Here is a 25,026-nt window from a genome sequence, read left to right as displayed (position 1 = left end):
ACTGACATAATGCGGCTCGTAGCAAGTGACATTGACGGCACCATCCTTGGACATGACGGCAAGATCAGCAGCCGCACCATCCGCGCTTTCCATGCCTGCCGTGACGCGGGCATTGAGGTGGTGTTCGTAACCGGGCGGCCGCCGCGCTGGCTCTACCCCCTCCGCGAGCAGATCGGCCACAGCGGCATCGTTATTTGCTCCAATGGGGCAGTGGTGTGGGATCTTGAAGCTGACAAGCTGATTTCGGCGAATGCCTTGAGCATCGAGTCTGTGCTTGAGGCCCGCCGGATCATCAAACAGCTCAGGCCCGACGCCCTGTTCGCGGCCGAAACCCTTACCGGATTCCATCTCGAACCCGGGTTCATCGAGAACGAGACCAGCGAGCTCCTGGCCGAGTTCACTCCCGCTTGGCTGGACGAAACGCTGACCGCGGACGACGCCGTGGTGAAGTTCCTTGCCGTGACCCGCAGCGGCACTCCGGATGATTTCCTCGCAAAGGTGCAGCCCGCCGTCGCGCATCTCGTGGAGACCACCCACTCGGCGCCGCGGACCGCACTCCTGGAAATGTCGGCGCCCGGTATCAACAAAGCCGTCACACTCGCCGAATATGCGGCATCCCGGGGCATCGACGCCGCCGATGTGGTGGCTTTCGGCGACATGCCCAACGACGTCGAGATGCTGCGCTGGGCGGGCGACGGTTATGCGATGGCCAGCGGCCATCCGGAGGCGATCAGCGCAGCCGGCCAGCAGGCGCCCCATTTCGACGACGACGGCGTGGCCCAGATCCTCGAGGCAAAGCTCGCTTCCCTGCGGGTTTAGGGAGCCCCGCACCGGGCCGCCGTGCACGGCTAGTTCGGCGCCCGCAGTCCGTGGCTGTGCGCCAAGGCAATGGCTTCGGTTCGTGAGCCCACGCCGAGCTTCCTGAAGATATTCCTAACATGGAATTTAACCGTGTTTTCGCTGATGTGCAGCTTGGCCGAGATGCTCCTGTTGCGCTGGCCGGCAGCGAGCAGCTGGAGGACTTCGATTTCGCGTTCCGCCAAGCCCCATCCCCCGATGTCGCCCACGGGAGCCGTCGGGGGATCCAGCGGCAGGACCACTTGCACGTCAGCCCCCCAGCCGGCCATGACCTCGATGTTCATGCGACCATCGAGCGCCGACACCCTGCTGTTGAGCCGGGAAATGTTGGGCGAATCCGCCGTCAGTTCGCCAAGGCCGTCGTCGCGAACGTTGACGAGGAGGTTCACTCCGTCGCAATCCCACTGCACACGCACCCGGCGGACCTCGGGCTGCTCAACGATGGCAAGCACCAGCCCCCGCACGATCGCCCGGGCGGCGTGGGCCACTTCGCCGGGCAGTGCGCGGCCGTTGACCGGTGGCTCGATGAACTGGATATCGAGTCCACTGAAATGCATGAGCGGTCGCAAGTCCTCCCGCAGCCGTTCGAAGGCCTTGGCCACCGGCTCTTCGACGAGGTCCGTTGTTCGGTCGCTGAGCGTCCGAAGATTGACCAGCGAGGTAGCGGCCAGGTCCGTGACGGTTTTTCTGGCAGTCGCGTCGTCGAGGGCGCTCGATCGCAACGCCGCCAAAAGTGTCTCCAGGGTGGTGGAATGCCTGTCCACGAGTTCGGCCGTGACACGGAGCCGCTCGGCTGACGCAGCGCGGGATTCCAAGAGGTACGACGGCGGCGCGTCCGCCACCTTCTCCTGGATGCGCCGGGCTGTCAGCTGCCAGAGGTAGTCAAGCATCCGCAGCGCCGACTCGCGCTCCAACGGTTCTTCGGGCAGGACCGGCACGGTGAGGGTCAGCAGTGCGTTGGTCTCGGACGTCAAAGCGAGAACGGGCCGCTGCTCGCCGGCGATGGTCGCTTCACCTTGCCACGCCTCGCTTTCCTTGACCCGGGCCCGCAATTGATCAAGCTCCGGAATGGAGACGCGGCTGATGATCCCCTCTGCCCCCGCCTTCTTCTGGGGCCGGCCCGTGCAATCCTCGGTGAAAATGACCAGCGCGCTGCTGCCCACGTACGGAAGGGTTGCTTCACGGAGCCGTTCGGCGATGCTCGTGAGCGGAGCGTTGGCCAGCTCGGCCACGGCCTCCAGCAATGTCCATGTGCTTGAAGTCATTCCGCCACCTTAGCCGTTTCGGACACGCGCACACTACCCAAACGGATAGTTAAGACTGCCCGTGCTCAGTGTTACTCCTATCCGTTCAATCCGGAACGATTGATTCAAACGGAACATTCACCTGAGCAGGAGGCAACGCATGACTACCACCGCAGAGGCCGCCGAGGCCACATCAGACCAAGATCGCGTCCTGGCGAGCGGCGCCCAGGATGTCGACCTAAGCCTGGATGTCGACCTGAGCTTGGCCCTCGTGGGCAGCGAGATCGCGGAAACAGCCGCTGAAGTCGACCTCGGGCAGCTCTCCCGCCTGGCCACGGAAGTCCAGACTGCCGGGAACTCGGCCACCGGCCGGATCTTCGTTGCAGGAGCCGGCCGCAGCGGCCTCGTCCTGCGGATGGCTGCGATGCGGCTGATGCACCTCGGCTTCGACGTGCACATCGCGGGGGACACCACCACACCGGCCATCCGCTCGGGCGACCTCCTCTTGGTCGCCTCGGGCTCCGGGACGACCTCCGGCGTCGTGCGAGCCGCCGAGACAGCCTCCAAAGCCGGCGCCAGGATCGCCGTGTACACCACGAACGCCACGTCCCCGCTCGCGGAACTGGCCGACGTCGTCGTCATCATTCCTGCGGCGCAGAAGACAGACCACGGTTCCACGCTGTCGCGTCAATACTCCGGCAGCCTGTTCGAGCAGGTGCTCTTCCTCGCTGCCGAAGCAGTCTTCCAGACCCTGTGGGACAACGACGCAACCCCGGCCGAGGAACTCTGGCTCCGCCACGCCAACCTCGAATAGCCCCTGATTTCCACCGCAACAACACCTCAACCCACAACGAAAGTGATTCCCTCCATGAAGCTGCAAGTCGCCATCGACGTCCTCACCACCGAAGCCGCCCTCGAGATCGCCGGCAAGGTCGCCGAATACGTGGACATCATCGAACTCGGCACCCCGCTCGTGAAAAGCGAAGGCCTGTCCGCCGTGACCGCCATCAAGGAAGCCCACCCGGACAAGATCGTGTTCGCCGACCTCAAGACCATGGATGCCGGTGAACTCGAAGCCGACATCGCATTCAAGGCCGGCGCGGACCTCGTCTCCGTGCTTGGCGGCGCCGATGACTCCACCATCGCCGGTGCTGTCAAGGCAGCCAAGGACCACAACAAGGGCATCGTGGTGGACCTGATCGGCGTGGCTGACAAAGTGACCCGTGCCAAGGAAGCCCGGGCCCTCGGTGCCAAGTTCATCGAGTTCCATGCCGGCCTCGACGAGCAGGCAAAGCCGGGCTACAACCTGGATGTCCTGCTGAGCGCCGGTGAGGAAGCCCGCGTGCCGTTCTCCGTGGCTGGCGGCGTGAACCTGTCCACCATCGGAGCGGTCCAGCGCGCTGGAGCGGATGTCGCCGTCGTCGGTGGTTCCATCTACGGTGCGGACGACCCCGCACTGGCCGCGAAGCAACTTCGCGCCGCCATCATCTAGGGCCCTTTTCCAGCCGGGCGGTCCCAACTGACTCGCACTTAATGTCGTTTTCAGGCCTCTAAACGACAACAATTGCTAGTTAGTTGGGACCGCTCACCCATTACACAGCTCAAGTCCAACTGCCGTTCAACTACTCCCCGTAGGCTCGTGCCGTATTCGATGCCGATCACAGGGGACATGATGGCCAAGAGGAAGACGACGGGGTGGCCCGAGGCCCCCGTTCGCCGCGCAGTACCGGCCGAACATTGGAAGCAGTTGCGCCGCGGAGACCGCGTGAGCGTCAAGCTCGCGCCGGGGTTTGAGAACCCCGGCCAGGTGGACGCCGTGTCGAGTGACCACAGCGTGGTCTGGGTGAATCTCGACGGCGGCCGCGGCCGCACGCTGGTGCACTGCGGCGACGGCGTCGAGATCGTCCCGCAGGAATCCTGACAGGGCCTCGGGCAGCACGGCCGGGTTAGGCTACCCGTGTGAGCTCGTACTTGCCCTTCTTCAGCCGTCCGGACGGACAATCCGCTCCGCTTGCCTTCGCGCACCGCGGGTTTTCGCCGGATGGCCTTGAGAACTCGGCCGGGGCATTCAGGGCGGCGCTTGACCTCGGCTTCACGCATCTTGAAACCGATGCCCGCACCACCGCCGACGGAGTGGTGCTCCTTTTCCACGACGACACCTTGGACCGTGTCACAGATGCCCATGGCCTCATCTCCAGCCTCAGCTCTGCCGAGATCGCCAAAGCCCGGATCGGCGGCCGCGAAGCAATTCCCCATTTGGCTGACGTCCTGACGGAATTCCCCGAGGCGCGGCTCAACGTCGACGTCAAGGATTGGCATACCGTTAATGCCCTCGCCGGAGTCATTGAGCAACTCGATGCCCATGACCGAGTGCTGATTGCGAGCTTCTCAGATCGCCGGCGTCGGGCCGTCCTGCGCCTGCTCCGCCGCCCCACGGCGTCCTCGGCAGGCATCGCCTGCAACGCTGCCTTTACCCTCTTAGGACCGTTACTTCCGGAGCGCTGGTTGCGGAAGATCCTGCACGACGTCGATGCGCTCCAAGTGCCGGTCCGCTACGGACCCCTGACGGTAGTGACCCGCGGCTTCCTGCGCCGCGCCCATCGGCTTGGGCTGCAGGTTCACGTCTGGACCGTCAACGATTCCGCCGAGATGGCCAGGCTGCTGGACGTGGGCGTGGACGGCCTGGTCACCGACCGTGCGGATCGTCTGAAGTCGGTGCTGCAGGGCCGCGGCCAGTGGTGGTGAGCGCCCGGACGCGCCCTTCCAGGAAGTCTCGCTCGGCGGCGTTATTCGTGCGCTCCTGCGCTGCCCGGTAGGCTGCGACAGCTTCTTTGTTGCGGCCCAGGCGCCGGAGCAGATCCGCCCGCACGGCGTGGAACAGGTAGTAGCTGCCTAGTTCAAGGACGTCGACGGCGGCAAGCCCCGCGGCCGGTCCTTCCACCTCCGCCAGGGCAACGGCCCTGTTCAAAGCGACCACCGGCGTCGGCTCGATGGCCAGGAGTTGCCCGTACAGCACCAGGATTTGGCGCCAATCGGTGTCCGCGGGTTGTGCGGCATCGCTGTGCACCGCGTTGATGGCAGCTTGCAATTGATATGGTCCGGGCTGGTTCCTCTTCAAGCATTGCCGCACCAACAATTGCCCCTCCGCTATTTGATCCCTGTCCCACAGGCTGCGGTCTTGGTCCGCAAGGAGCACTAGGCCGCCGTCGGGAGTTGTCCGGGCGGCACGGCGGGCATTAAGCAGAAGCATGAGGGCCAACAAGCCTTTGGCTTCGGGCTCATCTGGCATGAGTTCCATGATGAGCCGGCCGAGGCGTACAGCCTCGCGGCAGAGGTCTTCGCGCACCAGCCCGGCCCCTGAACTCGCCGCGTAGCCCTCATTGAAGACCAAGTAGACCACCGCCAGCACCGACTTCAAGCGCTCAGGCAGCTCTGCCCCGCTCGGAACCCGGTAGGGGATGCGGGCGTCGCGGATCTTTCCTTTCGCCCGCACCAGGCGCTGGCCCATCGTTGGCTCCGGGACCAGGAAAGCGTGGGCGATCTCCGCGGTGCTGAGCCCGCCCAGGAGCTTGAGTGTCAGGGCCACCTGCGCGGCCCGGTTGAGGGCGGGGTGGCAGCACGTGAAGATTAGCCGGAGCTGATTGTCCTCCACGGTATCCACCTCGATTCCTTCGGGTTCATCGCCGGGTTCATCGCCCCGCAGGACGGCCACTTGGGCGAGTTTCTCCCTGCCGGATGCCTCGCGTCGGAGCCGGTCGATTGCCCGGTTGCGGGCGGTGGTGATGATCCAGCCAGCGGGGCTTGGCGGCAGCCCGGCGTCGGGCCAGCGGGCAACGGCTTCGGTGAAGGCGTCTTGGACCGCGTCTTCGGCGGCATCGATGCTGCCCAAAACGCGGACCAGGACCGCCACGGATCGTCCATACTCTTCACGGAATATTTGTCCGATCTCCGAAATATGGATCATGGGAAAACTATTCCCGGTAACCTGCGAACGGCCGGACCTCGATAGGCAGCGTGGTGGCTTGGGCGGCTTTGCGTCCCCAGCCAAGTGCCACGTCCAGGTCCGGGGCCTCGATTACCCACAGGCCGCCCACGTGTTCCTTGGCCTCCGCGAAGGGGCCGTCCGTGGTGAGTACTTCGCCGTCGTTCACACGCACCACCGTGGAAGTGCTGGCGGGGTGCAGGCCACCGGTGAAAACCCAGGCGCCGGCGTCGCGCATTTCCTGGTTCAGGACGTCAAGATCGGCCATGATTTTGTTGAGGACTTCGGGCTCAGGGGCGGGGCCGTCGGGCTGGTAGATGCTGAGCAGATAGCGTGGCATGACTGTTCCTCCTTGGGATGTGGCGCCGGTACCGTGCCCGCGTCTCACCCTCTATACGAACGGCGTGGGCTGTTTTCGACATCTCCGCGCACGAATCTGCGAAAAGCTTAGCCCCGCTGGCAGGATGGGAGCATGCGCATCCTGATTGCCCCGGACAAGTTCAAAGGCTCCCTCACCGCCGTCGAAGCAGCCTCGGCCATGGCCGAAGGGGCATTGCGCGTCTATCCGGACGCTGTGGTGACTCAGTTTCCCATCGCCGATGGTGGCGAAGGAACGCTGGAAGCAGCCGTGGCGGCAGGCTACGAAGAGCGGATCAATGCCGTCGTCGGCCCCATTCTCAAGCCGATAGGCGCCGCGTGGGCCATTCGGCAAAATGCCTTCGGCGGAGCCACAGCGGTGATCGAAACGGCGCAGGCTTCCGGACTGGCGCACATGGAGCCGACTCCGGAAAACGCCTTGCGCGCCCACAGCTACGGTTGCGGCCAGCTCATCGCCGCGGCACTCGACGCCGGGGCCACCGAGATTGTGCTCGGCCTGGGCGGCTCCGCGATGTCCGACGGCGGCAGCGGCGCCCTGCGTGCACTTGGACTCAAGCCTCTGGACGCGGCCGGAAATGTGGTTCCGCTCGGCGGAGGCTCGCTCGCCGATGTCGTGTCCCTCGACGTCTCCGGGCTGGACCCGCGCCTGACCGCGGTGAGGTTCCGGATCGCCGTCGACGTCCAGAACCCGCTCTTTGGCAGCGACGGCGCCGCGCATGTTTTCGGCCCCCAAAAGGGTGCGGACGAGGACGCGGTGGAACTGCTCGACGCCGGCCTGCGCAACTGGGCGTCGCTGCTGCGGGAAGCGGGCGGACAGGACGTCAACGTTCCCGGCGCCGGAGCGGCCGGCGGATTCCCGGCGTCGTTCCTGGCCTTCACCCAGGCGACGCTGGAAGGCGGATTCGCACTCGTGGCGGGACTCACGGGGCTTCCCGAACAGCTCGGTGGCGCGGACCTGGTGATCACCGGCGAAGGGTCCATGGACTCGCAATCCCTGACCGGCAAGGCCCCTATCGCTCTGGCCGATTCCGCCCAGGAGCATGGCATTCCGGTGATCGTGGTAGCGGGCAGGATCCTGGTGACCCCCGAGGAACTAGCCGGCCACGGCGTGGTTGCCGCGGCACAGTTGCTCGACGTCGCGCGGCGACGGGATGGCGTGCCGGACGTTGCCGACGCCGTGGCCAACGCGGCCAAGTACCTCGCCTGGGCTACGAGCCAGGTGCTTGAAGGGGTCTAAGTTCCGATCCACCAGGGGGCATGCTCAACGGGGCTGTTAGCCGAAGCCGGGCAGATAATTAACGTACAAAGCATGGCTCTGACTTCTGCCATGCAACTACGATGCGACGACCCCTCCCGGGACGCCGTCACCGCCTGCCGGGCTGGCAGCCGGCCAGCACGGCACCATCGAATCGAGGAGCACACCATGTCCACCTTGAAGGAGAGGCTGCACGCAGACGTCGTCAGCCACATGAAGGATGGCAACCGCATCGCCCTGAACGCCACACGCAACGTCCTCAGCGAGATTGACACCCGTGAGAAAGCCGGCCAGACGCCGATCCACCTGGACGACGCTCAGATCACGGCCATGTTGCAGAAGGAGGCTTCCCAGTATCACGAGGTCGCGCGCCTTTACGAGGAGGCCGGAGAATCCGAGCGGGCCGCCACGGAGATTGCGGATGCCGAGGTAATCGAGGCATACCTGCCGGAACCACTGACCGCCGAGGACGTCGAGTCCATCGTTGACGAGGTCATCGCCTCGCTCAAGGCCGACGGCGTGGAGTTGAGCCTGATGCACATGGGCTATGTCATGAAGCCGGTCAGCGAAAAAGTCGCCGGCCGCTTCGACGGCAAGGCGGTCAGCGAGATTGTTCGCAAGCGCCTCTCATAGTCGCTAACGGAAGTCTGTACAGATCGTGTCCTTTAAAGCGCGCTTAGGGGACACGATCTGTACGCAAACACGAGAGGTTACGTCTCCATCTCCGGCTCGGCAACTGTCCCGCGCCAACGGGCCAGGCCCTTCATGCCGTGGTAGACCGCCAAGGCAGCGGCTGAGCCCAGCGCGATGCCCGTGAACTTCAGTTCGCCGATGGTCCAGGTGTAATCCGCGATCCCGATAATCAACGCGACGGCGGCCGTGGTCAGGTTGATGGGGTTGGAGAAGTTGACCTTGTTCTGCACCCAGATCTTCACGCCCAGGACGCCGATCATCCCGTAGAGCATGGTCGCGGCACCGCCCAGCACGCCGGGGGGAACTGTGGCAATCAGTTCGCCGAACTTCGGCGAGAAGCTCAGGAGGATGGCGAAGGCACCTGCAACCCAGTAGGCCGCCGTCGAGTAGACCTTCGTGGCTGCCATGACGCCAATGTTCTCGGCATACGTCGTGGTACCGGAGCCGCCGCCGAATCCGGCGAGGACCGTCGCGACGCCGTCGGCCATCAACGCGCGCCCGGAGACGTCGTCGAGGTTGCGTCCCGTCATCGCGGCCACGGACTTCACGTGCCCAACGTTCTCGGCCACGAGCACCAGCACGACCGGCACGAACAAGCCCACGACGCCGAGGTGGAACTCCGGAGTCTGGAAGTGCGGCAGGCCGATCCAGGACGCCGCGTCCATCTTGGAGTAGTCCACCTCGCCGCGCGTCATGGCGGTGAGGTAGCCCACCACCACGCCCACCAGGATGCTCAGGCGGCCCAGAATGCCGCGGAAGAGGACGCTCACCAGGATGATCGTCACCAGCGTCACGAGGGCGGTGACCGGGGCCTTGTCGAAGTTGGCTTTTGCGGCCGGCGCCAAGTTGAGCCCGATCAGGGCGACGATGGCGCCCGTGACAATAGGTGGCATGGTCCGGTTGATCCACTCAGCGCCGAACTTCTGCACCACTGCGCCGACGAGCGCCAGTACGACGCCGGCAAGCACCACTCCGCCGAGCGCGCCGGGAACGCCGAACTGCTGCTGGGACGCCAGGATGGGGGCGATGAAGGCAAAGCTCGAACCAAGGTAGCTCGGTACGCGCCCCTTGGTGATGACCAGGAACAACAGGGTGCCGATGCCGGAAAAGAGCAGCGTGGTGGCCGGTGGCATGCCCGTGATGATGGGCACCAGGAAGGTGGCTCCGAACATCGCGACGACGTGCTGCATGCCGACGCCGATGGTCAGCGGCCACGCCAGCCGCTCCTCGGGTGCCACCACATGTCCCGGCCGGATCGACTTGCCGTTGCCGTGCAGCTTCCATTTGGTTCCGAGCATGCTCATCTACGGGAGCCTTCCCTGAAAGTTGTGATTGTCCGGGTGCAACCTTACCGCCCGGACGCGCCGCCGATTCCGCTGTGTGGAACGTCACGTGGCTTCACGGGAAGAGGCGGAGGGAAGTTGAAGTTGCAACCATGGAAAGCATAAGCGCCCGGCCGTCGATGGCTGCGGGCACAGCGAAAGGTACGCGAATGACGATCGCCCACGAAGAAGCAGTGATTGACGCCGCAGCAGTCGACGCCATCTTTGCCGAAGCCCGCACTGCCAACTCCTTTGCTGGTGAGGTCTCGGACGAGCAAGCACAGGCCATCTACGAACTGACCAAGTTCGGCCCGACGGCGTTCAACTCCCAGCCGCTGCGCGTCACCTACGTCCGTTCGGACGAGGCCCGCGCCAAGCTCGTCGAGACCCTCTCTCCGGGCAACAAGGCCAAGACCGCCTCTGCTCCGCTGGTCGCCGTGCTCTCCTACGACACCGCCTGGCACGAGCAGTGGGACAAATTCCTCCCGGTCTACTCCGCCCCGAAGGCCATGTACGACGCCAACCCCGAGTTCACCGCAACAACGGGCAACAACAACGCCCACCTGCAGGCTGGCTACTTCATCCTTGCTGTCCGCTCCCTCGGTTTCGCTGCCGGCCCCATGACCGGTGCCGACTTCGCCGCGATCGACGCCGAGTTCTTCCCGGCCGGGGACCAGAAGAGCTTCCTCGTGGTCAACATCGGCCAGCCGGGTCCGGACGCTTTCGGCGAAGCCAAGCCGAAGTTCGCCTACGAGGACGTCGTCCGCACCGTCTAACCCTCGCTCACTTTTGACGTCCTTTTCGCCGACGCTCGCTCACTCTTGTGAGCGAGCGTTCGCGCTTAAGGCGGTATATATGAGCGAGCGTTGCTGGTTTTACACCAGATATGTGAGCGAGCGTCGGTGTTTGGGGCGGTGTATGTGAGCGAGCGTTTTTCTTCGACCGACGCTCGCTCACCTATAACGCCTTTTTGACCGACGCTCGCTCACCGCTCGGATTGATCGTCGCTGTGGGAGGGGCGCCGCGGTGGCAAAATTTCCTTATGCGGAACCTGATACTGGTGGCGTTCGTCGAAGCCGTGGCTGACGGGCTGGTCTTCCCGCGCAGTGACTGGCCGCTGCACATCACGCTGTTGAGGTTCGACGTCGAGCCCTCCGATGGTGTCGACGTCGCCGCGCGCCTCAGCGAGCTTGTCACGGCCCCCGCGATGGGCGCCCTAGGGGCGGAACTCATCGTGGGGCCCGACGCCGGATTCGGTCACCAAGGGTCCATCCCAGTCAGCCTCGTGGAACACCATCCCATATTGCAGGGCCTGCACGAGGAACTGTTTGACGCCATGGAGAGCGTTGGAGGGCGCGCAGCAACCCCGCGCTACGTCCTGGAGCACTACCGCCCGCATATTTCGCATCACGACGGCAAGCGCCCCAATCCGGGTGACGCCGTCGTGCTCGACCAGATCGCGCTGGTGGACATGGCGCCGGAAGGCAACCACACGATCCGGCGGATCCTGAAAGTGTGGCGCCTCCCGGCGGAATCAAGCTAGCGAAGGCTAGGAAATCACGCCGTCCACGAGCGCCTTGGCCTCCTCCTGGACCTGCTTGAGGTGGTCGGCACCCTTGAAGGACTCGGCGTAGATCTTGTACACGTCCTCGGTTCCCGAGGGGCGGGCAGCGAACCAGGCATTTTCCGTGACAACCTTGAGGCCGCCGATCGACGCCCCGTTGCCGGGAGCCTCGGTCAGCTTCGCAGCGATTTCCTCGCCCGCCAGCGTGGTGGCCGTGACATCCGCGGCGGAGAGCTTGCCAAGCTTGGCCTTCTGCTCCCGCGTCGCAGCGGCGTCGATCCGGGCATAGACGGGCGCGCCGAACTGGTCGGTTAGGCCCTTGTAAAGCTGGGACGGCGACTTGCCGGTGACCGCCGTGATCTCCGACGCGAGAAGGGCCAACAAGATGCCGTCCTTGTCGGTGGTCCAGACGCTTCCGTCGCGCTTGTTGAAGGAGGCGCCCGCTGATTCTTCGCCGCCGAAGGCACCCTCACCGGAGAGCAGGCCGGGGACGAACCACTTGAAGCCCACGGGAACTTCCACAAGCTTGCGGCCCAGCCCCGCGGCAACGCGATCGATGATGGAGGAGGAGACGAGGGTCTTGCCGACCACGGATTCCGGGTTCCAGCCTGTGCGGTTGCGGTAGAGGTAGTCGATCGCGACGGCGAGGTAGTGGTTTGGGTTCATCAAGCCGCCGTCGGGTGTCACGATGCCGTGGCGGTCCGCGTCGGCGTCGTTTCCGGTGGCGACGTCGAAGGCGCCCGTGCCTGCCGAAGCACTGTCGGACATGCGCTTGATGAGTGAGGCCATGGCCGACGGCGAGGAGCAGTCCATGCGGATCTTCTCATCCCAGTCGAGGGTCATGAATGCCCACTGCGGGTCCACGGTGGGGTTGACCACAGTCAGGTCGAGCTGGTGACGCTCTCCGATTTCACCCCAGTAGTCCACGGATGCGCCGCCCATGGGGTCAGCGCCGATGCGCACGCCCGCGGTGCGGATCGCATCGAGGTCCAGGACGGACGGGAGGTCGTCAACATAGCTGCTCAGGAAATCGAACTTGCCCGTGCCATCCGCTTTGAGGGCGTCGTTCAACGGAATCCGCTTGACGCCGCGCAGGCCGTTTTCCAGAAGCTCGTTGGCGCGGTTGGCGATCCAGCCGGTGGCGTCCGTGTCTGCAGGGCCGCCGTGCGGGGGGTTGTATTTGAAACCGCCGTCGGCCGGAGGGTTGTGGCTCGGCGTGACTACGATGCCGTCTGCCTGCGGCTGGCCAGGGCCGGCTTCGTTGTTGTACTTCAGGATCGCGTGGCTCAGGGCCGGGGTGGGGGTGTAGCCGTGCCGCGCGTCGATCAGCACATTGACGCCGTTGGCGGCGAGAACTTCGAGGGCGGAATTCTGTGCTGGTTCGCTCAGTCCGTGGGTGTCCTTGGCCAGGAAGAGTGGGCCGGTGATGCCCTGCCCGGCACGGTATTCCACAATCGCCTGGGTGATGGCGAGGATATGCCCTTCATTGAACGAGGCCTTGAGGCTCGACCCCCGATGCCCGGAGGTGCCGAAGGCAACGCGTTGTGCGGGATCACTCAGATCCGGCGTCACGTCGTAGTACGCGTCAAGAAGAGCGGTGATGTCTACAAGGTCCTGGGGAAGGGCAACAGTGCCCGCACGGCTAGCCATTGACCCAGCATGCCAGACCGTCAGGTGTGCTTGAAGAGAAAACCCACTATTGCGGTACCTGTGACTTCGTATTTCCGCTTCACCGACGAAGATTCACTGCCCGTTTACCGGAGTGCGGCATGGGGTTGCGAAGCCGGGGCCCTGTGAGCTTATGCCCGCCTTCGCTCGGCGGTAGGCTGGGCACAAAGACTCGCAAGGGGGATATTCCATGACCGACCAGCCAGCTAAACCCGAGAACGCTCCCGAGGGTGACGAACCGCCCAAGGGCTACGAACCGCCGTCGCACATTCCGCCGGCACCCCAACCCGCCGAAAACCCGTACGGCGAGCAGCCGTTCGCCTCGCCGGCGGCTTCCGGCCCCTACGGCCAGCCCCAGCCGCAACAGCCGCAAGCGCAGCAGCCGTACGGCCAGCCGCAGGGTGGTCCGGCTCAATTCGGCCAGCCCGCCTACGGACAGCAGCCGGCCAGCCCTTACGGACAGCCTGCACAGCCGTATCGGCAAGCTCCCCAAGGACCGCCGGCATACGGGCAGCCTGCGGGCCCTTATGGCCAGCCTGCTTACTACGGCATGCCGGTCGAGCCCAAGGGCCTGAGTATTGCGAGCATGTGCTGCGGAATCGCGGTCTTCGTGGGCCTTGGCTTCTTCGTCCTGCCCCAGATTGCCGCCGTTATCCTCGGCCACATGGCCCTCAAGAAGGAACCGGCCGGCAAAGGCATGGCCATTGCGGGCCTTGTGATGGGCTACCTGGGCATTGCCGGAGCGGTCATATTCTGGGTCTTCATCGCGATTTTCGCCGCTACTGCTTCGCGCTACAACTACAACTACTAGCAACAACGATGGCGGCCGGTGCGTTTGGCGGGAATCCCACCCAACGCACCGGCCGCCGTCGCGGGTTTAGCCCGATTAAGTGACTAGCGGACGCCGCCCATCAATTTCTTGATGGCGGGCGAGCCGGCTGCCAAGGCCACAGCGATCACTACGGCCGTGCCGCCGACGCCCAGGAAGTACGGCAGTTCGTTGTCAGGGTTGTACAGCCCGGCCAGGATGCCGGCCAGCGCGGTGCCGAGCGACACCGAGAGGAAGAACAGGGCCACCATCTGGGTGTGGAACGCCTTGGGGGCCAGCTTGGTGCTCACGGACAGGCCGATGGGGGACAGGAACAACTCCGCCAGCGTGAAGAGGAACAGGATTCCCACGAGCGCAAGCAGCGGGGTCTTTCCAGCGCCGGACAAGGGAATGAAGGCCAGGAACGCCAGGCCCATGACGAAGAGCCCGGCAGCGAACTTGATAGAGGATCCCGGCTGCTTCGGCCCAAGTTTTGTCCAGAGGGCAGCCATGACGCCTGCGAAGACGATGATGAATACAGGGTTGATGGACTGTACCCAGGCTGCCGGCATTTCCCAGCCGAAGAGGTTGCGGTCCAGTTTTTCCTCCGAGTACACGGCAATGAACGTGAACTGCTGCTGGAAGAGTGCCCAGAACGCTGCCGACGCGATGTACAGCGGAATGAACGCGACAACACGTTTGCGCTCAAACGGCGTGACCTTCTTGCTTCTGAAGATCAGCGTGAAATAGATGACTGAGGCGACAATGGCGGCGTAAGCCATGCTGCGGGCCAGGTTGCCGGGGTTCACGACACCGGTCATCAGCAGCACTGCGATCACGACGGCGATGCCGAAGAAGATGAGCCCGTAACGGCTCCGCTGTGCGGAGGGAAGGGCGTTCGGAACGCGGTGCGCCTCTTCCGGGAGCTTGTTGCGGCCCAGTGCGTAGATGACGAGGCCGATCGCCATGCCGATTGCGGCTGCGCCGAAGCCCCAGTGGAAGCCATTGCTTTCCTGCAGCCAGCCGGTAACGAGCGGTCCAATGAGGGCGCCGAGGTTGATGCCCATGTAGAAGATGGAGAAGCCGGCGTCACGGCGTTCGTCCTTCTCTCCGTAAAGGGTGCCAACCAGCGCTGTTGCGTTCGCCTTGAGGCCGCCGGAGCCGATGCCCACCAGCACCAGGCCTGCCACCAGGCCCGGGATCCCGGGCAGGAGGGCAAGCGCGATGTGGCCGGTCATGATCATGATCGCGGAACCGAACAGTACCCGTTCGGAGCCGAAAAGCCGGTCCGCCAACCATGCGCCCAGGATCGTGGAGAGGTAGACACCTCCGCCGTACGCGCCGACCAGTCCGGCGGCGAGCGATTTATCGATCGAGAGTCCGCCATGGTCCGCGGTGAAGTACATGTAGTAAAGCAGGATGCCCTGCATGCCGTAGAAGGAGAATCGTTCCCACATTTCTACGGAGAAGAGGCTGGCCAGCATCTTTGGGTGGCCGAAAAATGACGTATCGCCCGCGTTTTTGGCGGGCGTCCGCGTGTCTAGAGTTGTGCTCATCTAATCCATGGTGACATTGGCTAAGCGCATTGTCACATCATTTAGATGCCTCGGGCAACTATCTGCTAGCGATAGGTGCCTTCTTTTGCTGCCGCTCAAGCTGCCTCGCGAGCCGCAGGAGCAGGAGCTCCGATCCTGGTTTTCCGATGAGTTGGATACCCATCGGAAGCCCCGTTCCAGGCGTTGGTCCGGTCCAATGAACGGGCACTGTGATTGCCGGCAGCCCGCACACATTCACCATGGAGGACCAGGGCGCGAACTCGCATTGCTTGCGGTAGTCGTCGTCTGCATCGCCGGGCCAGTCCGGGGCCGGCCATTGCTCGCCTCCGGGGATTGTCCCGGTGAACCAGCCCACAGGCCTTGGCGTCTGTGCGAGCGATGGTGTCAGGACGAGGTCCCACTGTGCGTATTGCGCGATGGTGTCGTGGCTGAACTGCCGCAGGAAGCCGATGGCCTCGTTGACCTTGGCTGCGCTCCGCTGTTGCGCCCGACGCCGGAACGTCCGGGTCAGCGGGGTCAGCAGGGCTTCGCGCTGGGGCAGGATCCGGGCGCTCCCGACACCGGCCGTCCAGGCGGTAGTGAACGCTTCCGGATATCGATTGTCATAGCGGATCTCGGCGTCGAGCACTGAATGGCCCGCGTCCGTCAGTAGTGCGACGCCCTTGGTGAGGGCATCCAGGGCTTCTCGCTCCGGGGCGAAGGGAAACGTGGTGGACCACGGACTGTCCAGGCTCGCGCCGATCCGCAAGGCAGCAGGAGCCTCCTCGAGGCCCGCAAGGTAGCCCCCTTCCGGCCGGATTTCGCGTGGCACCAGGACATCCATCATGAGCGCAGCGTCGGCGGCGGAGCGCGCCATGGGCCCCGCCACCACGAGGCGTGCCGTGTCCCCGACGCTTTCGCCGGCCGGCACCAAACCGCGGCCCGGCTTCAACCCCAGCAGTCCACATGCCGCAGCGGGAATACGTATGGACCCGCCGCCATCGCTCCCGGGCGCGAAGGGAACCAACGCCGCCGCAACCGCGGCAGCACTGCCTCCCGAGGACCCGCCGGAGCTGCGGCTCAGTGCGTGTGGATTGCGCGACGGCGGTGCGATGCGGTTTTCGCTGTAGGCCGTAAGTCCGAATTCCGGAACCTGAGTCTTGCCCAGTGAGATGGCACCGGCGCCTTTGAGCGTCGCGGCGAGGGCCCCGTCTTCCGGGGCGGGCTTACGGTCCAAAGCTCCACTGCCGTGAGTGGTCACGACTCCCGCGACATCGGTGAGGTCTTTGAAGGCCAGCGGCACGCCGTGCAGGAGGGGGAGCTCTGGACCTCCGCTGCGCCGGCGAACGTACGCTGAGTCGGCGGTTCGGGCGTCAAACATGGCCTGGTCCGCCGTCACCGTGACGAAGGCGCCCAGCATATGGTTCAGCTGTCCGATCCTCGCGAGGAAGTGTTCCGCCACCTCAGTTGCAGAGAGCTGGCCGGCGGCCAGGGCTTGGCGCAACTCGACCGCGTCGAGTTCGTGGATGTCAGCCAAGGAAGCGGGGCTCCAAGCGCTCCTCCACGGCAGCGGGAACGCCGTCGACCGAATCGCCGGGTGCCGCGGTGACGCGATAGGCGGCCTTTCCCCTGGCTTCGGCAACCACGTCCACAAGTTCCGTGCCTCTGTATACGAGCCCGACGCCGTCGTCGGTGCAGTGCGTTTCCCCCAGCACGCCGTCTGCCACCAACTGGTGGACCAGCGGGCGGCGACCCGGCTCGGAGTCATAGTGGACGCCGTTGGCGTAGGGGAGGAAGCCAAGTCCATTGGTCACGGCGCGCAATTCAGGGCCGTAGGAATCCGTGGTGCCCCCTTGGAACCAACAAATCGAGCCCGCGGACACTCCGGCCAGTACTACGCCCTGTTCCCAGACACGCCTCAAGATGCCGTCCAGTCCGTGTGCACGCCATACGGCCAGAAGGTTGACCACGGAGCCACCGTTGACCCACACCACGTCTTGTTCCAGAAGGTAGGCCTCGGGATCTCCGTGATTGGGCATCGTGAAAAGGTTCAGGTGGCTGAAATCGAAGCCCGACACCCTTGCGGCTTGATCCAATTCCGCGGCGAACCAACGCTGGTCCCCGGACGCCGTGCCAATATGCGCCACTCGCGGCGCGCGTCCAGTCACCCCGGAGAGTTCGACGGCGTGGTGAACCAGGAGGTCGAACTCCATCCTGGTGCGATGGCCGGACTTATAGCCGCCGGAGGTTGCCAGGATCGTGGGCTCGCCATCAGCCATGTGGACGCCTCCTGCCTTGTGTGGTCGCGGTCCCTGCAACGGTAGGCTGGATTGGAGATCTGAATCAACTGGAAGGAACTCACGTGAGCGATTTCGAGACCGTGCCTGTCGGCGATGTTCCGGCGGACGCGAAAATCTTGGATGTCCGGGAGGATTACGAATGGGTAGCGGGCCACGCTGAGGGCGCGCTGCATATTCCGCTTGACCAGATCCCGGCACGCCTTGACGAACTTGACCCCGACGATGACCTCTACGTCATATGCCGCACGGGCGGACGGTCCTATCGGGCCGTCCAGTGGCTGGTGGCGCAGGGCTACACCGCCACCAACATCGCCGGAGGCATGGACATGTGGTTCGAGACCGGCCGCCCGATGGTTTCGGAAAACGGCCTCAAGCCGGTCGTCCTGTAGTCACAACGCATAACACCTAAGGAATATATAAATGTCGGCATCCGCGCTCACCTACACCTTCCTCGGCCCGGAAGGCACCTTCACCGAGGCTGCCCTCCTGCAGGTCCCGGGCGCGTCCGATGCCAACAGGGTGCCCTGTACCAATGTGAATACGGCTTTGGAGAGGGTCCGCCAGGGCGAGGCCGATGCGGCCATGGTGCCGATCGAGAACTCGGTGGAAGGCGGCGTGACCGCCACCTTGGATGCCATTGCCACCGGTACCGAACTGCGGATCATCCGTGAAGCCCTCGTTCCCATCACGTTCGTGCTGGTTGCCCGCCCCGGTTTGAAGATTTCGGACATCCGCCGGATCTCCACCCATGGCCATGCCTGGGCCCAGTGCAGGCTGTGGGTCGACGAAAATATCCCGAATGCGGAATACGTGCCGGGATCCTCCACGGCGGCAGCCGCCGTCGGGCTTCTTGAAGGCGATGCGCACTACGACGCCGCCATCTGTGCCCCCCTTGTCGCGGCCGAACGCCCGGGCCTGAATATCCTTGCGGAGAACATTGGCGACAACCCCGGCGCGGTTACCCGCTTCGTCCTGGTCAGCCGCCCCGGCGCGCTGCCTGAACCCACGGGCGCAGACAAGACCACCGTCGTTGTACCCCTCCCTGAAGACCGCCCGGGCGCCTTGATGGAAATCCTGGACCAGTTTGCCACCCGCGGAGTCAACCTCAGCCGCATCGAGTCCCGGCCCACAGGGCAGTATCTGGGTCACTACTTCTTCAGTATCGACGCCGATGGCCACGCCGCGGACGCCCGGGTTGCCGATGCCCTGGCGGGCCTGCACCGGATCAGCCCGGCCACCCGCTTCCTGGGGTCGTATGCGCGGGCGGACGAGCAGAAAGCCCTGGTTGCGCCGCATACCTCCGACGCCGCGTTCACGTCGGCGCATGCCTGGGTTCGTGGCATTCTGGGTGGCGAACCGGGCGCTTGACCGCCCGAATCCGCTCTCGCAAAGCGTTGGATAATTGACTCTTCAACCCCTATCGCGTGGATAAAACTGTGCGTATGCTTGCTTGATCCACAATTGATGGACGCATGCCCCTAACGGAGGGAGCGGGCCATGTCGGGAAATAGCAATGACACCAGCGGCCAGGGAATGATCGTCAACCCCAAGCCCAAGGCGGACAACCAGGACTGGGACGGCGACGACGCCGACCGGGCTGATCGGCTGCGCTTTGAGGAAGAACAGGCCATGATTCGCGAGCAATCGGAAGCGCGAGCGGCCGCCAAAGCCTTGGCGGAAAACAAACTGGCAGAGCACAAGGCAACGGAAGCGGCGAAGAACGCCAAATAGCGCATCGCGCTATTGCACGCGCACGAGTTATTGCACGCGCACGAGAAGAGAGCGCGGCTCCACCTTGACGGTGACTTTCGTGGCCTCGCCCGAGGGATCACCGTCAAGTTGCGTGGCCATCGGTTCGCTGCTGCTGATGACCACTTTGCCCGAACGGTAGTAATTCATGACCGGCAGGTTCCGGTTGTGCTTGAACAGGATCTTGGCGTACACCGCAATCCAGCCGATGGCGCTGCGGGGGCTCATGACCACAACGTCCAGGACGCCGTCGTCGATCATCGCGCCGGGGATGAAGTCGATGCCACCTGGAATCAGGCCGCAGTTGGCGAACAAGACGCTTCGGATTTTCCGGGATTGCTCGGGCTCGTCGTCCATGGCAATGGAGACCCTTTTGCGCCGGCCGGGTAGGTGGCGGACGCCCGCCTCGGTGTAGGCCAGCCAGCCGACTGCCTTCTTGAGGCCGTCATTGGTATCGCCTACAACCTCGGCATCCAATCCCATGCCCGCGATCACCAGGAAAGCATGCTCGGAAGAGGCGCCCGTCCGCTCGTTGTAAATAGCCATTCGTGCGGTGTCGATGTAGCGCTGGTGGCCGAAGAGCGCCGTGTGGACGTTGCCCCTCAGGTCGTTGACATCCAGGTTCACGTTGCGTGCCAGCAGGTTTCCGGTTCCCAGGGGAATCAAGCCCATCGCCACGTCGGTGTGCGCGAGGGCCTCTGCCACGACGCGCACGGTACCGTCGCCGCCGCCGACGAGTACGACGTCGGGCCTGTACGCGAGTGCCGCTTTGGCCTGCGAATGGCCGGGGTCCTCCGCTGTGGTGTCGAAGAAGCGGGGTTCGTCCCAGCCAGCAAGATGGCAGGCTTCCCGGATGATCCTCCGCGCGTCCTCGGCCTTCGCTTTCACCGGGTTGAGGATCACGGCCACCCTTTGCAAGCCGGCTTCAGGCTTGTATGCGTCCTCGTGCACAGCACTGCGGGTATGCCTGGCTCTGAGCCGGCGCACGCCCCACCAACTGGAGACGGCGAAGACCACGCCCCCAGCCAGAATCACGTACAGGATCCAGTCGCTCATGGTGATTCAACCCTATCCCGCTGCACGTGCGGCCGTGCACGGCGGAACGGGGTGACTGCCGCCGTCGGGCGTTGGCCGCGGAGCTGCGCGCTCATTCGATACTCTTGTCTGGTGATCGACGTAAAAGACCTCAGCGAAAACCCGGACAAGTTCCGTGCCAGCCAGCGCGCCCGCGGCGCCGACGAGTCCGTGGTGGACGCGATCATTTCCGCCGATGCAGACCGCCGCGCGGCTCTGATCCGCTACGAAAACCTCCGTGCGGAGCAGAACGTCTTCGGCAAGAAGGTGGCACAGGCCAAGGGCGAGGAAAAGCAGGCGCTGCTGGCCGAGGTCAAGGAACTGGCCAACTCGGTCAAGGCCGCTTCTGCCGAAGCCGACGCCGCCCAGGCCAAGCAGGAAGAGCTGCTCCGGGTCATCCCCAACCTGATTGTGGACGGCGTGCCCGAGGGTGGCGAGGACGATTTCGTGGTGGTCAAGACGGTCGGCACACCACGCGAATTCCCTGACTTCGAGCCGAGGGACCACCTGGAAATCGGCGAACTCATCGGCGCGATCGACATGGAACGCGGCGCCAAGGTGTCCGGTGCGCGCTTCTACTTCCTCCGCGGCGTCGGTGCCCGCCTGGAGATGGCACTGTTGCAGATGGCCATGGACCAGGCCATCGAGGCCGGCTTCGTACCGATGATCACCCCCACTTTGGTGCGCCCGGAGACCATGCAGGGCACCGGCTTCGATGTAAAGCACGACGCCGAGATCTACCGTCTCGCTGAAGACGACCTTTACCTCGTGGGAACCTCTGAAGTGGCCCTCGCCGGCTACCACGCGGACGAGATCCTGGACCTTTCCGCCGGCCCCATCCGCTACGCGGGGCAGAGCTCCTGCTACCGCCGCGAAGCCGGTTCACACGGCAAGGACACCCGCGGGATCATCCGCGTCCACCAGTTCAACAAGGTGGAGATGTTCATCTACACCACGGTTGAAGAAGCCGCTGCCGAGCACGAACGCCTCCTGGCCTGGGAAGAGGAAATGCTGGCCAAGGTCGAGCTCCCGTACCGCGTGATCGACACGGCGGCGGGCGATCTCGGCATGTCCGCGGCCCGGAAGTTCGACTGCGAAGCCTGGGTCCCCACCCAGAACGCGTACCGCGAGCTCACGTCGACGTCCAACTGCACCACCTTCCAGGCCCGCCGCCTGAACATCCGTGAGCGCGCGGTCAACGAGGATGGCGTAGTGAAGGGCACGCGCGCTGTCGCCACCCTGAACGGCACGCTGGCCACCACCCGCTGGATCGTGGCCATCCTGGAGCACCACCAGAACCCGGATGGCTCGGTCAACGTCCCCAAGGCACTCCAGAAGTACATCGGAGGGCTCGAGGTCCTGCCCGTTCTGTAGTCCTCCACAGCCTGGCTTATCCACATAGAGCCAAAGCACGGCTGACGCTGCCGAACGACCCATGGATAGTAATTCCATGGACATACCTCCGCAGCTCATCGTCTCCGCCGAGCGGCTGGCCCTTACGGGCTCCACGGCCGGGATTCACCGGCCGTTCAGGGCAGGCCGTCTCGTCCGGCTGAGGCGGGGGTACTACGTGAAAACCTCCACCTGGGTGGAAGCGACGCCTGCCGAGAGGTTCGAGTGGTCTGCGGCGGCGGTGGGCATGGCATTCGACCAGCCCGTCTTTTGCGGTGAGTCCGCAGCTGTCGTGCTCGGCGTCCCTACACTGCGCCCGCCGGAGTTCGTCGATCTGGCCACTTCCTCCGAGCGGATCACCGGACGGCGGCCAGCGACTTTTGCGGTTCACGGAAACAGCGTGCTTGCCGAAAAAGCCCGGAATGCAGGCAACCATCCCATGCGCTACGTCCTTCGACGCAATGCGCAGGCCGTGGTTTCCGGCCATTTTTCCTGCACAAGTCCGGTGCAGACGGTCATCGATGTTATGTGCACCTCGTCCTTCAGCAGCGCGCTGGTTGTGGCTGACGGAATCGCACGAATGCTGTGGCAGCAGGGTTTGCTCGGGCAGGATGCCCGCTTGATCGAACACCCTGGGATCGCCTCGGCACTGGACAGGATCGTGGCTGATGCCGCCAAGCACCGGGCACTCCGCATCGCGAGCTTGGCCCACCCGAAGGCCGAATCCGCAGGGGAGTCGTTCAGCAGGGCCGTCATCGAGCTGCTGGGCTTTGAGCAACCGCTCCAACAGCACATGATTGTTGACTCCGGCCAGTTCGTCGCCAGAACCGATTTCTGGTGGCCGGAGCAATCGATCGCGGGCGAATTCGATAGCAAGCAAAAGTACGCTGACGAAGACATGCGTGGGGATTGGACCGCGGAGGAGATCGTCTATCGGGAGAAGGTGCGTGAGGACAGCATCCGTGCTCTCGGGTTCACCGTCGTCAGGTGGAGTTGGGCGGATTTGGAGCAGCCAGGTCGCCTTCGGCAGAAGCTCCTGCGCGCCGGACTGAGGCCTCGCGCCAGAGCCTCAAGTTAACATTCACACTGTGGACAACGTGGGAGTATTCACCGCGTGTTAATCCCTTGCTGTGGCCTGCGTCCTAGCTGGTGTCGGTGGGGTCTGCTTCACTGGAGGCATGACTATTTTGACTGGTACCTCAGTCGCTGGCATCGATGACCAGCGGAATTCGAATCACAAACTCATGGTCGCGTTGGACGTCGACGGAACCCTCGTGGATCACGATGGTCACATGTCGCCAGGTGTCCGCGACGCCGCAAGGGCAGTCGTCGCCCAAGGTCACGACGTCCTGATCGCCACCGGCCGTTCGTTGAACGCCACTTTGCCCATCATTGAGCAGATCGGGCTGGAACGCGGGTACGCCGTATGCTGCAACGGCGGAGTCACGTTGCGGCTCGACCCCCAGCTGGACGCAGGCTACGAGATCATTCACAAGGCCACCTTCGATCCTGCCCCGGCGTTGATGGCACTTCGCGAGCAGCTTCCGTCCGCCAAATACGCGCTCGAAGACGAGGACGGGAATTTTCTCTCCACAGAGCGGTTCCAGGACGCCAGCTTCGGTGTTGAGGCAATCGGCGTCGATTTCCAGACCATGCTGGATGCCACTGCCGTGCGTGTGGTGGTGTTCAGCAGCGAGAATACGGCTGAAGAATTTTCCGCAGCCATCCGGAAGATCGGACTGTCCGGGGTCACCTACTCAGTGGGCTGGACGGCCTGGCTGGATATCGCCGCCGCCGGCGTCACCAAGGCCAGCGCCTTGGAACTGTTGCGGCAGCGGCTCGGTACGCACCCCCGCCACACGGTGGCAGTGGGGGACGGCCGCAATGACATCGAGATGCTCAGCTGGGCCGGGCGCGGTGTCGCCATGGGCCAGGCACCCGAGGAAGTCATCGCCGTCGCGGATGAGGTCACCGCTTCTGTCTACGACGACGGTGCAGCCCTCATCCTGCGCCGCCTACTGTAAAAACCCACACTCAGCGGGACTGGCCATCCGCAGTTCAGGCGGCGTCGGAGACCACGGTGATGATACGCCGCAGGCTCATGGCGACCGACGCGGTGGCGTTCACGGACTCCTGGCCGGCGGCGGCTTCCGTGAGAGTGCCACTTAGTGATGCCACACTGTCCCTAGCGTCGCGCAAGGCGCTCCTGAAGTCTTCGGCGTCTCCATGCCTCCATTGCCGAATCGCTGTTGCAACGTCCTCCAGGGCCTCAGCCAAATTAGGCGGGACACCCTCCGGAATGACCGTTCCCGCGTTCTCTTCCCAGATCACGCTTGCCAGGACATCTGTGACGTCCTGGACGTGAAAAGTCAGCCGTTCCATCACCCGCAAACCGGCCAGGTCGCCGGGCAGGCGCCCGGCTCGACGGCGGGACCGCGGGTTCGCTTTGGCGCTCAACTTCGCTGCCTGGACAGCTGTCCGCACCACGGTCGCGGTACGTGCGAGCTCGCCGCTGCGGCTCGCCCATTCCTCATGGTCCGGTGGCCACGATTCCGTCATGGCTCTGGCCATGTCCCTGAGTTGCTTGGACAGCGCCCGTTGGTGACCGTCGATGGCGGGATCGATGCCTTCAAGATGCAGGGGCGGGAAGACCAGCCAGTTCACCGCGAAACCGACCGCCACCCCCATGCCCATCTGCAGGACGTACGCGAACGAGAAGCCTTGCGCATTCGAATAACCCAGCACCAGTACGAACAGCGCCGCCATGGGCACCCATTCGGAGGCACTTCCAAGTCTTGGCAGGCCACCGACGAGCACGCCCAGGCCGACGACGACGGCCACCGCCAGTGCGTTTGGCGCGGTAATCGTGGTCACCGCGAAGGCCATGGCTATGCCCAAGCCGAGTCCAAGAAGGCTTTGCAGCCCGTGCTTGGCGGAAGCCGCAACGGTGGGGTGCATGCTGACCAAAACGCCCAGGGGTGCGTAATACGGGTAGGCGGCGGCAGACCCTGGCATGAGTGGCGCGAGGTACCAAGCCAGCCCGGCCGCGGCGGCCGTCTTGGCAGCAAACAGGAGACGGTGCCCTGTGACAGCCTGCTTGAGCGCTGGAAGTAGCCGCCCAAGCTTTGGCTTGGTGATCATGGACCCAAGTTAGGCGGGAATGGTTGGATGTGTCGAGGGCTGGTTCGGCTAAAGGCGGCCGAG

At 64.4% G+C, this 25,026-nt stretch carries 26 protein-coding genes; 16 read left to right on the top strand and 10 right to left on the bottom strand.

The features are described 5' to 3' along the window. The first annotated feature begins 9 nt into the window (after positions 1–9). On the top strand, positions 10–819 hold the full coding sequence (locus tag QRN52_RS01040) for an HAD family hydrolase (RefSeq protein ID WP_284750958.1): 810 nt from the start codon (positions 10–12) through the stop codon (positions 817–819). Positions 820–848: 29 nt separating this feature from the next. On the opposite strand, the gene QRN52_RS01035 is transcribed toward QRN52_RS01040, so the two are convergent. After that, the gene (locus tag QRN52_RS01035; RefSeq protein ID WP_284750957.1) at positions 849–2,123 is read right to left on the bottom strand and encodes a helix-turn-helix transcriptional regulator; all 1,275 of its coding nucleotides are present in this window, start codon (positions 2,121–2,123) and stop codon (positions 849–851) included. Positions 2,124–2,262: 139 nt separating this feature from the next. Between QRN52_RS01035 and hxlB the strand changes: the two genes are divergently transcribed. The 4 genes from hxlB (at position 2,263) to QRN52_RS01015 (ending at position 4,847) form a co-directional block, all read left to right on the top strand. Beyond that, complete coding sequence (gene hxlB, locus QRN52_RS01030; RefSeq protein WP_284750956.1) at positions 2,263–2,916, top strand: 6-phospho-3-hexuloisomerase; 654 nt, start codon at positions 2,263–2,265, stop codon at positions 2,914–2,916. 54 nt (positions 2,917–2,970) lie between these two features. Next, on the top strand, positions 2,971–3,594 hold the full coding sequence (gene hxlA / locus QRN52_RS01025) for a 3-hexulose-6-phosphate synthase (RefSeq protein ID WP_284750955.1): 624 nt from the start codon (positions 2,971–2,973) through the stop codon (positions 3,592–3,594). Positions 3,595–3,774: 180 nt separating this feature from the next. Beyond that, positions 3,775–4,023 (top strand): hypothetical protein, encoded by a 249-nt coding sequence (locus tag QRN52_RS01020; RefSeq protein WP_078107057.1) that lies wholly within the window; start codon positions 3,775–3,777, stop codon positions 4,021–4,023. Between the two features lie 38 nt (positions 4,024–4,061). Then, positions 4,062–4,847, top strand: coding sequence for a glycerophosphodiester phosphodiesterase family protein (locus QRN52_RS01015; protein WP_284750954.1), 786 nt, complete (start codon positions 4,062–4,064; stop codon positions 4,845–4,847). On the opposite strand, the gene QRN52_RS01010 is transcribed toward QRN52_RS01015, so the two are convergent. Next, a complete protein-coding gene (locus QRN52_RS01010; RefSeq protein WP_284750953.1) occupies positions 4,789–6,066 on the bottom strand; it encodes an RNA polymerase sigma factor in 1,278 nt (425 codons plus the stop codon). The genes QRN52_RS01015 and QRN52_RS01010 overlap by 59 nt on opposite strands. Before the next feature lie 7 nt (positions 6,067–6,073). After that, entirely contained in the window at positions 6,074–6,424 is a 351-nt protein-coding gene (locus QRN52_RS01005) for a YciI family protein (protein WP_284750952.1), read from the bottom strand. A gap of 132 nt (positions 6,425–6,556) precedes the next feature. Here QRN52_RS01005 and QRN52_RS01000 point away from each other — a divergent pair, with 132 nt between their 5' ends. Together QRN52_RS01000 and QRN52_RS00995 are read left to right on the top strand one after the other, a co-directional pair. Beyond that, on the top strand, positions 6,557–7,699 hold the full coding sequence (locus QRN52_RS01000) for a glycerate kinase (protein WP_284750951.1): 1,143 nt from the start codon (positions 6,557–6,559) through the stop codon (positions 7,697–7,699). A 186-nt stretch (positions 7,700–7,885) separates the two neighbouring features. Beyond that, a complete protein-coding gene (locus QRN52_RS00995) occupies positions 7,886–8,350 on the top strand; it encodes a GatB/YqeY domain-containing protein (protein ID WP_284750950.1) in 465 nt (154 codons plus the stop codon). Positions 8,351–8,427: 77 nt separating this feature from the next. Here the strand turns inward: QRN52_RS00995 and QRN52_RS00990 are convergent, their stop codons facing one another. Beyond that, positions 8,428–9,714, bottom strand: a complete 1,287-nt coding sequence (locus QRN52_RS00990) for a uracil-xanthine permease family protein (RefSeq protein ID WP_284750949.1) — start codon at positions 9,712–9,714, stop codon at positions 8,428–8,430. Positions 9,715–9,902: 188 nt separating this feature from the next. On the opposite strand from QRN52_RS00990, the gene QRN52_RS00985 reads away from it, so the two are divergent. Together QRN52_RS00985 and QRN52_RS00980 are read left to right on the top strand one after the other, a co-directional pair. Next, positions 9,903–10,508, top strand: a complete 606-nt coding sequence (locus tag QRN52_RS00985) for a malonic semialdehyde reductase (protein ID WP_059388911.1) — start codon at positions 9,903–9,905, stop codon at positions 10,506–10,508. Between the two features lie 266 nt (positions 10,509–10,774). Beyond that, positions 10,775–11,275 (top strand): 2'-5' RNA ligase family protein, encoded by a 501-nt coding sequence (locus tag QRN52_RS00980; protein ID WP_284750948.1) that lies wholly within the window; start codon positions 10,775–10,777, stop codon positions 11,273–11,275. Between the two features lie 6 nt (positions 11,276–11,281). Here QRN52_RS00980 and pgm read toward each other — a convergent pair whose 3' ends face one another. After that, positions 11,282–12,946 carry a phosphoglucomutase (alpha-D-glucose-1,6-bisphosphate-dependent) gene (gene pgm, locus QRN52_RS00975; RefSeq protein WP_284750947.1) on the bottom strand — a complete coding sequence of 555 codons (1,665 nt, stop codon included), beginning with the start codon at positions 12,944–12,946 and terminating at the stop codon, positions 11,282–11,284. Between the two features lie 208 nt (positions 12,947–13,154). On the opposite strand from pgm, the gene QRN52_RS00970 reads away from it, so the two are divergent. Next, the gene (locus tag QRN52_RS00970) at positions 13,155–13,775 is read left to right on the top strand and encodes a DUF4190 domain-containing protein (RefSeq protein ID WP_284750946.1); all 621 of its coding nucleotides are present in this window, start codon (positions 13,155–13,157) and stop codon (positions 13,773–13,775) included. A gap of 83 nt (positions 13,776–13,858) precedes the next feature. Here QRN52_RS00970 and QRN52_RS00965 read toward each other — a convergent pair whose 3' ends face one another. From QRN52_RS00965 to QRN52_RS00955, 3 genes are read right to left on the bottom strand one after another with little or no spacing between them, the layout of a single operon-like run. Then, positions 13,859–15,328, bottom strand: a complete 1,470-nt coding sequence (locus QRN52_RS00965) for a peptide MFS transporter (RefSeq protein ID WP_284750945.1) — start codon at positions 15,326–15,328, stop codon at positions 13,859–13,861. 58 nt (positions 15,329–15,386) lie between these two features. Beyond that, positions 15,387–16,844: an amidase gene (locus tag QRN52_RS00960; RefSeq protein ID WP_284750944.1), complete on the bottom strand. Its 1,458-nt coding sequence runs from the start codon at positions 16,842–16,844 to the stop codon at positions 15,387–15,389. Next, a complete protein-coding gene (locus tag QRN52_RS00955) occupies positions 16,837–17,586 on the bottom strand; it encodes a Type 1 glutamine amidotransferase-like domain-containing protein (RefSeq protein WP_284750943.1) in 750 nt (249 codons plus the stop codon). The genes QRN52_RS00960 and QRN52_RS00955 overlap by 8 nt, the downstream gene beginning before the upstream one ends. Before the next feature lie 83 nt (positions 17,587–17,669). Between QRN52_RS00955 and QRN52_RS00950 the strand changes: the two genes are divergently transcribed. From QRN52_RS00950 to QRN52_RS00940, 3 genes are all read left to right on the top strand, one after another. Next, the gene (locus tag QRN52_RS00950; RefSeq protein ID WP_284750942.1) at positions 17,670–17,996 is read left to right on the top strand and encodes a rhodanese-like domain-containing protein; all 327 of its coding nucleotides are present in this window, start codon (positions 17,670–17,672) and stop codon (positions 17,994–17,996) included. A gap of 31 nt (positions 17,997–18,027) precedes the next feature. Next, positions 18,028–18,975 (top strand): prephenate dehydratase, encoded by a 948-nt coding sequence (gene pheA, locus QRN52_RS00945; protein ID WP_284750941.1) that lies wholly within the window; start codon positions 18,028–18,030, stop codon positions 18,973–18,975. Between the two features lie 129 nt (positions 18,976–19,104). Beyond that, positions 19,105–19,338, top strand: a complete 234-nt coding sequence (locus QRN52_RS00940) for a hypothetical protein (protein ID WP_284750940.1) — start codon at positions 19,105–19,107, stop codon at positions 19,336–19,338. 27 nt (positions 19,339–19,365) lie between these two features. On the opposite strand, the gene QRN52_RS00935 is transcribed toward QRN52_RS00940, so the two are convergent. Further along, positions 19,366–20,412: a diacylglycerol/lipid kinase family protein gene (locus tag QRN52_RS00935; protein ID WP_284750939.1), complete on the bottom strand. Its 1,047-nt coding sequence runs from the start codon at positions 20,410–20,412 to the stop codon at positions 19,366–19,368. Positions 20,413–20,523: 111 nt separating this feature from the next. Here QRN52_RS00935 and serS point away from each other — a divergent pair, with 111 nt between their 5' ends. The 3 genes from serS (at position 20,524) to QRN52_RS00920 (ending at position 23,846) form a co-directional block, all read left to right on the top strand. Continuing rightward, positions 20,524–21,804 (top strand): serine--tRNA ligase, encoded by a 1,281-nt coding sequence (serS, locus tag QRN52_RS00930; RefSeq protein ID WP_284750938.1) that lies wholly within the window; start codon positions 20,524–20,526, stop codon positions 21,802–21,804. Between the two features lie 76 nt (positions 21,805–21,880). Further along, the gene (locus QRN52_RS00925) at positions 21,881–22,900 is read left to right on the top strand and encodes a hypothetical protein (protein ID WP_284750937.1); all 1,020 of its coding nucleotides are present in this window, start codon (positions 21,881–21,883) and stop codon (positions 22,898–22,900) included. A 100-nt stretch (positions 22,901–23,000) separates the two neighbouring features. Further along, complete coding sequence (locus tag QRN52_RS00920; RefSeq protein WP_284750936.1) at positions 23,001–23,846, top strand: HAD family hydrolase; 846 nt, start codon at positions 23,001–23,003, stop codon at positions 23,844–23,846. Positions 23,847–23,880: 34 nt separating this feature from the next. On the opposite strand, the gene QRN52_RS00915 is transcribed toward QRN52_RS00920, so the two are convergent. Next, positions 23,881–24,963 (bottom strand): aromatic acid exporter family protein, encoded by a 1,083-nt coding sequence (locus QRN52_RS00915; protein ID WP_284750935.1) that lies wholly within the window; start codon positions 24,961–24,963, stop codon positions 23,881–23,883. Positions 24,964–25,026: the final 63 nt, after the last annotated feature.

The organism is Arthrobacter sp. efr-133-R2A-120, from assembly GCF_030209835.1.
Taxonomy (GTDB): domain Bacteria; phylum Actinomycetota; class Actinomycetes; order Actinomycetales; family Micrococcaceae; genus Arthrobacter.
This window is presented reverse-complemented; position numbering and strand designations above follow the sequence as displayed.

What these genes read in the sequence shown, in the direction of transcription:
- QRN52_RS00970 (WP_284750946.1), top strand. Translation starts at nt 13,155, where the DNA reads ATGACCGACCAGCCAGCTAAACCCGAGAACGCTCCCGAGGGTGACGAA.
- QRN52_RS01035 (WP_284750957.1), bottom strand. Translation starts at nt 2,123, where the DNA reads ATGACTTCAAGCACATGGACATTGCTGGAGGCCGTGGCCGAGCTGGCC.
- QRN52_RS00995 (WP_284750950.1), top strand. Translation starts at nt 7,886, where the DNA reads ATGTCCACCTTGAAGGAGAGGCTGCACGCAGACGTCGTCAGCCACATG.
- QRN52_RS01040 (WP_284750958.1), top strand. Translation starts at nt 10, where the DNA reads ATGCGGCTCGTAGCAAGTGACATTGACGGCACCATCCTTGGACATGAC.
- QRN52_RS01000 (WP_284750951.1), top strand. Translation starts at nt 6,557, where the DNA reads ATGCGCATCCTGATTGCCCCGGACAAGTTCAAAGGCTCCCTCACCGCC.
- QRN52_RS01005 (WP_284750952.1), bottom strand. Translation starts at nt 6,424, where the DNA reads ATGCCACGCTATCTGCTCAGCATCTACCAGCCCGACGGCCCCGCCCCT.
- QRN52_RS00915 (WP_284750935.1), bottom strand. Translation starts at nt 24,963, where the DNA reads ATGATCACCAAGCCAAAGCTTGGGCGGCTACTTCCAGCGCTCAAGCAG.
- hxlA (WP_284750955.1), top strand. Translation starts at nt 2,971, where the DNA reads ATGAAGCTGCAAGTCGCCATCGACGTCCTCACCACCGAAGCCGCCCTC.
- QRN52_RS00965 (WP_284750945.1), bottom strand. Translation starts at nt 15,328, where the DNA reads ATGAGCACAACTCTAGACACGCGGACGCCCGCCAAAAACGCGGGCGAT.
- QRN52_RS01010 (WP_284750953.1), bottom strand. Translation starts at nt 6,066, where the DNA reads ATGATCCATATTTCGGAGATCGGACAAATATTCCGTGAAGAGTATGGA.
- pheA (WP_284750941.1), top strand. Translation starts at nt 18,028, where the DNA reads ATGTCGGCATCCGCGCTCACCTACACCTTCCTCGGCCCGGAAGGCACC.
- QRN52_RS00925 (WP_284750937.1), top strand. Translation starts at nt 21,881, where the DNA reads ATGGACATACCTCCGCAGCTCATCGTCTCCGCCGAGCGGCTGGCCCTT.
- QRN52_RS00985 (WP_059388911.1), top strand. Translation starts at nt 9,903, where the DNA reads ATGACGATCGCCCACGAAGAAGCAGTGATTGACGCCGCAGCAGTCGAC.
- pgm (WP_284750947.1), bottom strand. Translation starts at nt 12,946, where the DNA reads ATGGCTAGCCGTGCGGGCACTGTTGCCCTTCCCCAGGACCTTGTAGAC.
- QRN52_RS01020 (WP_078107057.1), top strand. Translation starts at nt 3,775, where the DNA reads ATGGCCAAGAGGAAGACGACGGGGTGGCCCGAGGCCCCCGTTCGCCGC.
- hxlB (WP_284750956.1), top strand. Translation starts at nt 2,263, where the DNA reads ATGACTACCACCGCAGAGGCCGCCGAGGCCACATCAGACCAAGATCGC.
- QRN52_RS00935 (WP_284750939.1), bottom strand. Translation starts at nt 20,412, where the DNA reads ATGAGCGACTGGATCCTGTACGTGATTCTGGCTGGGGGCGTGGTCTTC.
- QRN52_RS00940 (WP_284750940.1), top strand. Translation starts at nt 19,105, where the DNA reads ATGTCGGGAAATAGCAATGACACCAGCGGCCAGGGAATGATCGTCAAC.
- QRN52_RS00980 (WP_284750948.1), top strand. Translation starts at nt 10,775, where the DNA reads ATGCGGAACCTGATACTGGTGGCGTTCGTCGAAGCCGTGGCTGACGGG.
- QRN52_RS00990 (WP_284750949.1), bottom strand. Translation starts at nt 9,714, where the DNA reads ATGAGCATGCTCGGAACCAAATGGAAGCTGCACGGCAACGGCAAGTCG.
- QRN52_RS00955 (WP_284750943.1), bottom strand. Translation starts at nt 17,586, where the DNA reads ATGGCTGATGGCGAGCCCACGATCCTGGCAACCTCCGGCGGCTATAAG.
- QRN52_RS00920 (WP_284750936.1), top strand. Translation starts at nt 23,001, where the DNA reads ATGACTATTTTGACTGGTACCTCAGTCGCTGGCATCGATGACCAGCGG.